The 8,116-nt window shown below is 63.9% G+C and carries 9 protein-coding genes; 7 read left to right on the top strand and 2 right to left on the bottom strand.

Annotated features, from left to right (window positions below; genetic code table 11):
- The coding region (locus tag AUR66_RS02160; protein WP_058570880.1) for a M28 family metallopeptidase at positions 1 to 1,099 on the bottom strand (1,099 nt) is incomplete at its 3' end.
- A gap of 111 nt (positions 1,100 to 1,210) precedes the next feature.
- Here AUR66_RS02160 and AUR66_RS23330 point away from each other — a divergent pair.
- Positions 1,211 to 1,366 (top strand): DUF7563 family protein, encoded by a 156-nt coding sequence (locus AUR66_RS23330; RefSeq protein WP_449271629.1) that lies wholly within the window; start codon positions 1,211 to 1,213, stop codon positions 1,364 to 1,366.
- Between the two features lie 82 nt (positions 1,367 to 1,448).
- A complete protein-coding gene (gene pepF / locus AUR66_RS02155) occupies positions 1,449 to 3,245 on the top strand; it encodes an oligoendopeptidase F (protein WP_058570879.1) in 1,797 nt (598 codons plus the stop codon).
- A 19-nt stretch (positions 3,246 to 3,264) separates the two neighbouring features.
- On the opposite strand, the gene AUR66_RS02150 is transcribed toward pepF, so the two are convergent.
- A complete protein-coding gene (locus AUR66_RS02150; RefSeq protein WP_058570878.1) occupies positions 3,265 to 3,876 on the bottom strand; it encodes a universal stress protein in 612 nt (203 codons plus the stop codon).
- Positions 3,877 to 4,019: 143 nt separating this feature from the next.
- Here AUR66_RS02150 and AUR66_RS02145 point away from each other — a divergent pair, with 143 nt between their 5' ends.
- The 5 genes from AUR66_RS02145 (at position 4,020) to AUR66_RS21035 (ending at position 7,765) form a co-directional block, all read left to right on the top strand.
- On the top strand, positions 4,020 to 4,799 hold the full coding sequence (locus AUR66_RS02145; protein ID WP_058570877.1) for an electron transfer flavoprotein subunit beta/FixA family protein: 780 nt from the start codon (positions 4,020 to 4,022) through the stop codon (positions 4,797 to 4,799).
- Positions 4,800 to 5,813, top strand: coding sequence for an electron transfer flavoprotein subunit alpha/FixB family protein (locus AUR66_RS02140; protein WP_058570876.1), 1,014 nt, complete (start codon positions 4,800 to 4,802; stop codon positions 5,811 to 5,813). It begins immediately after the preceding gene.
- Positions 5,810 to 7,180, top strand: coding sequence for an FAD-dependent oxidoreductase (locus AUR66_RS02135; protein WP_058570875.1), 1,371 nt, complete (start codon positions 5,810 to 5,812; stop codon positions 7,178 to 7,180). Before AUR66_RS02140 ends, AUR66_RS02135 begins: the two co-directional genes overlap by 4 nt.
- A complete protein-coding gene (locus tag AUR66_RS02130; protein ID WP_058570874.1) occupies positions 7,177 to 7,488 on the top strand; it encodes a ferredoxin family protein in 312 nt (103 codons plus the stop codon). The genes AUR66_RS02135 and AUR66_RS02130 overlap by 4 nt, the downstream gene beginning before the upstream one ends.
- Before the next feature lie 136 nt (positions 7,489 to 7,624).
- Positions 7,625 to 7,765 (top strand): hypothetical protein, encoded by a 141-nt coding sequence (locus AUR66_RS21035; RefSeq protein ID WP_157532965.1) that lies wholly within the window; start codon positions 7,625 to 7,627, stop codon positions 7,763 to 7,765.
- Positions 7,766 to 8,116 lie beyond the last annotated feature (351 nt).

The raw sequence follows: 8,116 nt of genomic DNA, 5'->3' as shown, positions 1-8,116 counted from the left end.
TATCGCTGTGGAGTTGGACCGCCGGAATCCCGGCGCGGACGAACGGCCACTGGTCGCTGAACGGGTGGGGTTCGGGTTCGACGCGAATCGGGTGGCGCGTCTCGTCGGCGACTCGGGTCGCTACCTCCGCAGTCACCTCAGAGGCGTGCGTCATCGCCACGAGGTCACGGAATCGTCCCGCGCCGTCGACGTTCACCACGGCGGCGACGCGGTCCAAATCGAGCGTGTCGACGAGGTGTTCTGCGCCGGTCAACCCGAGTTCCTCGGCACCGACGCCGACGACGCGGACGCCGAGTTCGAGGTCCATCTCGGCGAGGATTCGTGCCGCGGTGACGACGGTGGCGATGCCGCATCCGTTGTCGAGTGCACCTTCGGCGACGTCGTGGGCGTCGTAGTGTGCACAGAAGACGAGTTCGCGGTCCGTGTCCGGGCCGATGTGACCGACGACGTTCCTGCTCTCGCCGGGTTCGGTCGCAGCATCGACTGTGAGACGGGCCTGTCCGCCTCGGTTCGCGTAGTCACGCAACCACGACCCCGTCTCGTTGCTCACTCCTGCCGCCGGTGCGAGTGCTTCTTCGTCGTATCGAAGTGCTCCCGTCGGAGGGAGTTGTCCCGGGACGTGGTTGACGAAGACGAACGCCACCGCACCCGAGTCGATTGCGTAGTTGAACTTCTCCATGCGGTGGACGAACCGACCGCCGGGAGGTGTCGTCGTACTCGCGACGACGACTGCGCCCGCAACGTCGTGGTCGTCGATTTCGGAGGGAGTCCCGTAGCCGACGTCCACGAGTGGTCCAGACACGTCGGTAGGTGGGGAGTACGGGAGTGCAATCGCCTCGAAGGACCGTTCGTCGGGTGCGGTGAGTTCGAGCGTCGTCTCGCCGCGGGTCCAGTGGGCCATCTCGAATGGGTCGAACGAGACGCGTTCGACGCCGGCGTCGACGAAGGCGTCGGCGACGATGTCGCCCGCGCGTTCGTCTCCCTGTCCACCCGCCATTCGGTCACCGAGCGCGGTCAGTCGAGTGAGAAAATCCCACTGGCTGTCATCGGTCCACGTTCGAGCGAACGTCGCGCGGGCGGGAGGAGAGAGGTCGTCCATGCACCGTCCACACACCCGCACGTCAAGTGGCTTGTGCCGAAGGTGCCGACAACTCGGATAAAAAATTTATCCCTAACTTCTAACTAATTTGACGTGGTAGCGACGGTTACCATGCCACAATGTCAGAATTGCGGTTCTTTCGTGACGGAAGGCTACGTCAGGGTGTTCGCCCCAGAAGGCATGGAGGAGCCACGAGTCTGTCCTCACTGTGAGGACATGGTTCGTGACGGTGCGCAGGTCCGTCAAGCGCGAGCGACGCGACACTAATCTCGGCACCACTTCACCCACTCTTCTCCTCGCCGGCGGTCGATTGACAAGGCTTACCATTCACGCGTGCGACAGACGAGTCATGAGTTCGGTTCCCGAGCGGAGCGACATCGACGAGGAGTACAAGTGGGACCTCGACAGCATCTACACCTCCGACGAGGAGTGGGAACGCGCGTACGAGGAAGTCGCCGAGCGAATCCCCGAACTCGAAGCGTACGAGGGTCAGGCGACGGAAGACGCCGAGACGCTTCTCGAACTCCTCGAGACGATGGAGTCGGTCCTCCGCGAGGTATCGATGGTCGTCTCCTACGCGAACCTCCGAAGTAGCGAAGACACCCGAAATCAGGAGTATCAGGCCCAATCAGGCCGGTCCGAGGCACTGGCGTCGAAAGCCCGCAGTGCGGTCAGCTATCTCGACCCGGAACTGCAAGAACTCGACCGCGACGAGATTCAGGCGTTCATCGACGAGGAGCCGGAACTGGAAGCCTACGAGCACTACTTCGACGACGTGCTCCGGACGAAAGAACACACGCGCTCGGCCGAAGTCGAGGCGGTCCTCGCCGACCTCTCCGACGTGACCGGGTCGCCGAGCGACATCTACTCCATGCTGGCGAACGCCGACTTGGAGTTTCCGAGCGTCGAAAAGCCCGACGGCACCGCCGTCGAGATTACGCAGGGCAACTTCACGAAACTCCAGAAGCACCCCGACAGAGCGTTCCGCCGGACAGTCCACGAGGAGTTCTACGACCGCTGGGCGGACGTGCGCAACACCGTCGGGTCGTCGCTGAAAAACAGCGTCAAAGCCGACGTGAAGAAGGCCCGCATCCGCAACTACGAGACTGCGCGGGAGGCCGCACTCGACGGTCCGAACGTGCCGGTCGACGTGTACGACAACCTCCTCGACACCGTCCGCGACAACCTCGAACACCTCCACCACCACGCGGAACTGAAGCGGAAGGCAATCGGTGCCGACGAGTTGCAGATGTGGGACCTCTACGTCTCGCTGACGGGAGACCACGGCCCTGAGATTCCGTACGAACAGGCGAAGGAGTACATCGTCGAGGCCGTCGAACCACTCGGCGAGGAGTACCAGTCGCGGATGGCCGAAGGCCTCGAGAACCGCTGGGTCGACGTGTACGAGAACCGCGGCAAGCGCGCCGGCGCGTTCTCGGCGGGGACCTACGACACCCAACCGTTCATCATGATGAACTATCAGGACGACGCGGCGTCCATGTTCACCCTCGCACACGAGTTGGGCCACTCGATGCACTCCGAACTCGCCAACGACGCCCAACCGTGGCACGACGCGAGTTACGACATCTTCACCGCGGAAGTCGCCTCGACGGTCAACGAGACGCTCCTCACCGAGTACCTGCTGGAGAACGTCGACGACGACGAACTCCGGATGCACGTCTTAGACGAGTACCTCGAACGCTTCCGCTCCACACTGTTCCGCCAGACGATGTTCGCGGACTTCGAAAAGCAGATTCACGAAATCGTCGAAGAAGATGGCGCGCTCACCCCGGACCGCTTCGACCAACTCTACGGCGACCTGAAAGCCGAGTACTACGCGCCGGCGGAGACGGACGACCACATCGCCCGCGAGTGGATGCGCATTCCCCACTTCTACTACAACTACTACGTCTACCAGTACGCGACGGGCATCTCGGCGGCGGCGGCAATCGTCGAACGCATCCGCGAGAACGGCGAGTCTGCGGCCGCGGACTACCGCGACGCCCTCGCCCTCGGCGGGAGCGAGTATCCCCTCGACGTGTTGAAGACGGCCGGGGTGGACATGACCGAACCCGAACCTATCGAAGACGCGATGTCGGTGTACGAGTCGTTCCTCGGCGAAGCGGAGACGCTCCTCGACCTGTAAACCCGAAAAACAGCGGCGGTTAGCCGAGTTGGACGATTTTCGCCCGTCCAGAGACGCTGTTGATGTGGACGTTGTACTCACCTTGTTCGTCGCTCGCGTGGACGACCCACGCAGTCCGTTGGTGCGACGGCGACTCGACGACGGCGTCTTCGTGGCCGGCGAGTTGGAGTTTCTCGCGAGCGATTCGTTGTGCCTGAAGCGGTGACTTCACCGTCTGCTCGCCGTCACCGAGTCGAATCGTCGTCACGGGAATCGAGACGTGTCGGCCGACACGTTCTGCGACGCTTCCATTCAGGAGTCTGTCGACGCCCTCGCGGCCGTGGGTTCCCATGACGATGAGGTCCACGCCGCTCGTCTCGGCGTGCTCGGCGATGGTCGTCGCTGGGTCACCCTCGGCGACGGTCGTATCCACTGTGACGCCGTGTTCGTCGGCGCGTTCGCGAACGTCTTCGAGTGCGCGCCGTCCGCGTTCGGCGACCGATTTGTCGGCCGATTCGTCGCCGGAGCGTGGGCCCGCGACGTACAGCGCGTGAATCTCCGCGCCGACGGCGTCGGCGAGGTGGACGGCGTGGCCCACGGCGTTCTCGGCTTCTGGACTACCATCGACGGGGACGAGGATGTGAGTGTACATTGTAACCCTCCTGAACGGGGATACGTCGTGAAGGGAGTAATAGCGCTTATTCCGTTCCTATTTTTCGAGAACGATGTCCCCGGTATGTAGTCTAAAAGCGCGTAGTTCGAGCCGAGCGCCGCGTACGACGGCGCCGTCCAATCATGAATGACGGATGGAACATCGTCGTCTGCGTCAAACAGGTACCCGACGCGGACGACGTCACGATCGACCCCGATACAGGGACGTTGAACCGATCCGACGCGCCCGCGGTCCTGAACAGGCCCGACCACAACGCCGTCGAGTCGGCGCTCGCACTTCGCGAAGCGGTCGGCGGGACGGTGACTGCGATTACGATGGGCCCGCCGCCGGCGAAGGCCGTCCTCCAGACGGCAGTCGGTGCCGGTGCCGACGGTGGTGTCTTGCTGACCGACCGCGCCTTCGGCGGCAGTGACACGTGGCCGACGAGTCTCGCACTCGCGCGGGCGGCAGAAGAACTCGACGCCGACGTCGTCATCTGCGGCGAAGAGAGTACAGACTCCTCGACTGGGCAGGTGCCACCCGGCATCGCCGCCCACAACGGGTGGTCGCAACTCACCTACGTGGAGTCACTCGAACCGCGACCCGACGAGGACGTTCTCGTCGGCAAACGAGACGTCGAAGGTGGCTACGAGCGTGTCGCGGCGAAACTCCCCGTCGTGGTGGCGATGGAGTTCGGTGCCAACAGGCCTCGACCCGCCGGTCTCCACCGGAAGATCTTCGCCGAGACGGAGTTCGAACCGGTCGAGTGGACTGCCTCAGACCTCGGCATCGAAGACCGGGTCGGCCTCGCCAACTCGCCGACGAAAGTCGGTGGGATGGACACGGCGTCACCGGTCGAACGCGAACGCGAACGCGTCGACACCGTCGACGACCTGTACGAACACATCATGGAGGTGCTCTGAATGCCAATCGACATCGACGACTACCGAGACGTCTGGGTGTTCGTCGAACAACACGAAGGCGAGGCAGCCCCCGTCTCGTGGGAACTGCTCTCGAAAGGACGCGAACTCGCCGACGAGACGGGCGAATCACTCGTCGCACTCGTGATGGGCGACGGCGTCTCGCACCTCGCAGACGAGGCCGTCGCACGCGGTGCTGACCACGCACTCCTCGCCGACGACCCGGTATTCGAACCCTACCGGGCCGACCCGTACGGCGAACAGTTCCGCGCACTCGTGGAAGCACGGAAACCGAGTATCGTCCTCATCGGCGGGACGCACACCGGCCGCGACTTCGCAGGCCGCGTCGCCGTCCCGGCACACGCCGGCCTCACCGCCGACTGTACCGAACTCGCCGTGGACGACGAGGGCCTCCTCCTCGCGAGTCGCCCGACGTTCGGCGGCGACGCGATGGCGACCATCAAGTGCCCGTCGCACCGCCCGCAGATGGCAACCGTCCGCGCCGGTGTCTTCGACGCCAGCGAAGCGACCAAAGACGATGTCGACGCTGCGGCCGCCGTCGAGGAAGTCGACGTCGTCGTCACCGAAGAAGACACGCTCTCGACGGTCATCGAACGGGTCGTCAGCGACGTGGTCGACATCACCGACGCCGACGTCGTCGTCGCCGGTGGCGCGGGGGCCGAAGGTAACTTCGAACCCATCGTCGAACTCGCGGACGCCCTCGGTGGCGAAGTCGCCGCCAGTCGCGCCGCCGTCGACGAGGGATGGGTCGAACCCGCCCGACAGGTCGGCCAGACCGGCAAGACCGTCCGGCCGCACCTCTACATCGCTGCCGGCATCTCGGGTGCCGTCCAGCACCTCGAAGGGATGAACGACAGCGACTACGTCGTCGCTATCAACACCGACCCGAACGCGGCAATCTTCGAACACGCCGACTACGGCATCGTCGGTGACCTCCACGAGGTGCTGCCGAAACTCACTGCGATGATTCGCGAGAAACAGGAGGTGGTGGTATGAGCGCCCAAGAGACCAACGGAACGCTCCAACTCCCGAAGATGCAGTCCGAGACGCCGGACTACAACGACGCCTACGACGCAATCGTCGTCGGTGCGGGCCTCGCCGGTACTGCCGCGGCGCTGACGATGGCCCGTGAGGGACTCGACGTGTTGATGCTCGAACGCGGCCCCGCACCGGGGACGAAGAACGTCTTCGGCGGGGTGCTCTACACGCCGACCATCCGCGAGTTGGTCGACGTCGATAGCGCGCCGACAGAGCGCTACATCGCCGAAAAGCGCTTCTCGATGCTCACGTCGGACGGTGACGAGACGGCCGTCTCGATGCGGCCCGGTGCGTGGCGCGACGAACCACACAACGACTCGTACACCGTCCTCAGACGCCGGTTCGACGAGTGGTTCGCCAAACAGGCAGTCGACGCAGGTGTGACGCTCATCACCGAGACGACGGTGACGGGACTCGTCCGCGATGGTCGGAAAATCGTCGGCGTCGAGACGGACCGGCCGGACGGAGAGATTCGTGCTCCGGTTGTCGTCCTCGCCGAAGGGGCGAACTCGCTCGTGAGCGAAAACGAAGGCCTGAAAGACCGCCAAGAGCGCGAAGCGGTCGCCGTCTCGGTCAAAGAAGTGTTCAAACTCGACCGAGAGACCATCGACGACCGGTTCCGCCTCGACGGCGACGCTGGCGCGGCCTACAATTACTTCGGCGAAGGTGCCGTCGGCGAAGCAGTCGGCGGCGGGTTCGTCTACACGAACAAGCGCTCGGTCAGCGTCGGCGTCGCCTACCGAATCGAAGACGCCGCGAACGGCCAGACGCCCGAAGCGACGCTCGACGCATTCGAGTCGCACCCGGCAGTCGCACCGCTCATCCGCGGTGGTCGCCGCATCGAATACTCCGCGCACGTCATCCCCGAAGGCGGGGCCAAGGCGATGCCGGACCTCGTCCACGACGGGGCCGTCGTCGTCGGCGACGCTGCCGGACTGGTGCTGAACAGCGGCGTCCACCTCGAAGGGACCAACATGGCCGTCGAGAGTGGCTACCACGCCGGCAAGGCGATTGCGTCCGCGCTCGCAGACGGCCGAAGCGACGAGGCGGCACTCGCCGCCTACCCGCGCGACCTGGAGGACTCCTTCGTGGTCGAGAACCTGCGGCACTACGACTGGTTCCAACAGACCATCGCGGACGACCGGAAGTTCCTCTTCGAGGACTTACCGCGGGCACTGGCCGACGCCGAGACGGAGTACTTCAAGATGGACCGCACGGCGAAAGACGAACACACTGACGCGGCACGTGACCGCCTCCTCGACGCCGCCGGCGGGTGGTTCGGCGCGGCGAAGCGTGCATGGCGCTTCCGGAGGATGTTATCATGAGCACAGCACAACCCCACGTTCCAGACGTAAGCATCGAGGACCGTCTCTACACGGTCAAGTACCGCGACGCCGGCGAGTCACACCTCGGCGTCAAAGACCCGGACATCTGCGTCGAGTGTACGTCCAACGAGTGTACGCAGGTCTGTCCGGCGGCGGTCTGGACTGTCGAAGACGACAGCGACGGCGTGCCATCCATCGCCTACGAGAACTGCCTCGAATGTGGGACCTGCCGGTTCGGGTGCCCCCACGACAACGTCAGATGGGAGTACCCGAAGACTGGCGGTGGCGTCGTGTTCAAACAAGGGTGAGGGCAGTTCGCCCCTCGACGGTTATTTTTGGTCACGAGAGGTCGTGAGAGACGCGTCTCCAGCTAGTTGGATAGTTTGTCGTCGGCCACAACTCACATATGGTTAGCTAGCCTACATGTCACGGGAGGCCTCAAACGTGACCGACGACTGCTTTCGGCTGATGATAGACGAACCAACCGAAGTCGAAGAAATCGTCCTCGGCTTTCGGATGCGAGGGGAGTTCCACGAACTCGTCTCGATTACTCCCCCAGTCGAAGCAACGTTGCACGAACGGTAGTGGTGTGTCGGGTGGACACCGTCCCTCCGAATGTGGTGGCATTTGGAGGGATTCGGCGCCTTACCCAGTTGGCACCTGTAGAAGCATCTCTGGCATCAGTCTCTTCTGTCGCTCGCGACTGTAAGAACGGGCTGGGAGGGACGTGAACCACCGTGAGACGCCTTGCGTCTCACGAGCCCACGCCCACATTGTTCGCGTGGACCCAGTCGCTCGCGTTGCTCGCTCCCTGATGCAAGTCCCTCGTAGCCGTGTCACTCCGCACGTAGTTCTCACCAGAACGCGTTGTGTTCTGGTTTGCTCACGAGTCGCTCTGCGTCTCGTGAACGTCGCAGAAACGGGCTGGGAGGGACT

Source organism: Haloferax profundi (assembly GCF_001469865.1).
Lineage (GTDB): Archaea > Halobacteriota > Halobacteria > Halobacteriales > Haloferacaceae > Haloferax > Haloferax profundi.
Note: the sequence above shows the minus strand (reverse complement) of the source record. Positions and strands in the feature narration are given on the sequence as shown.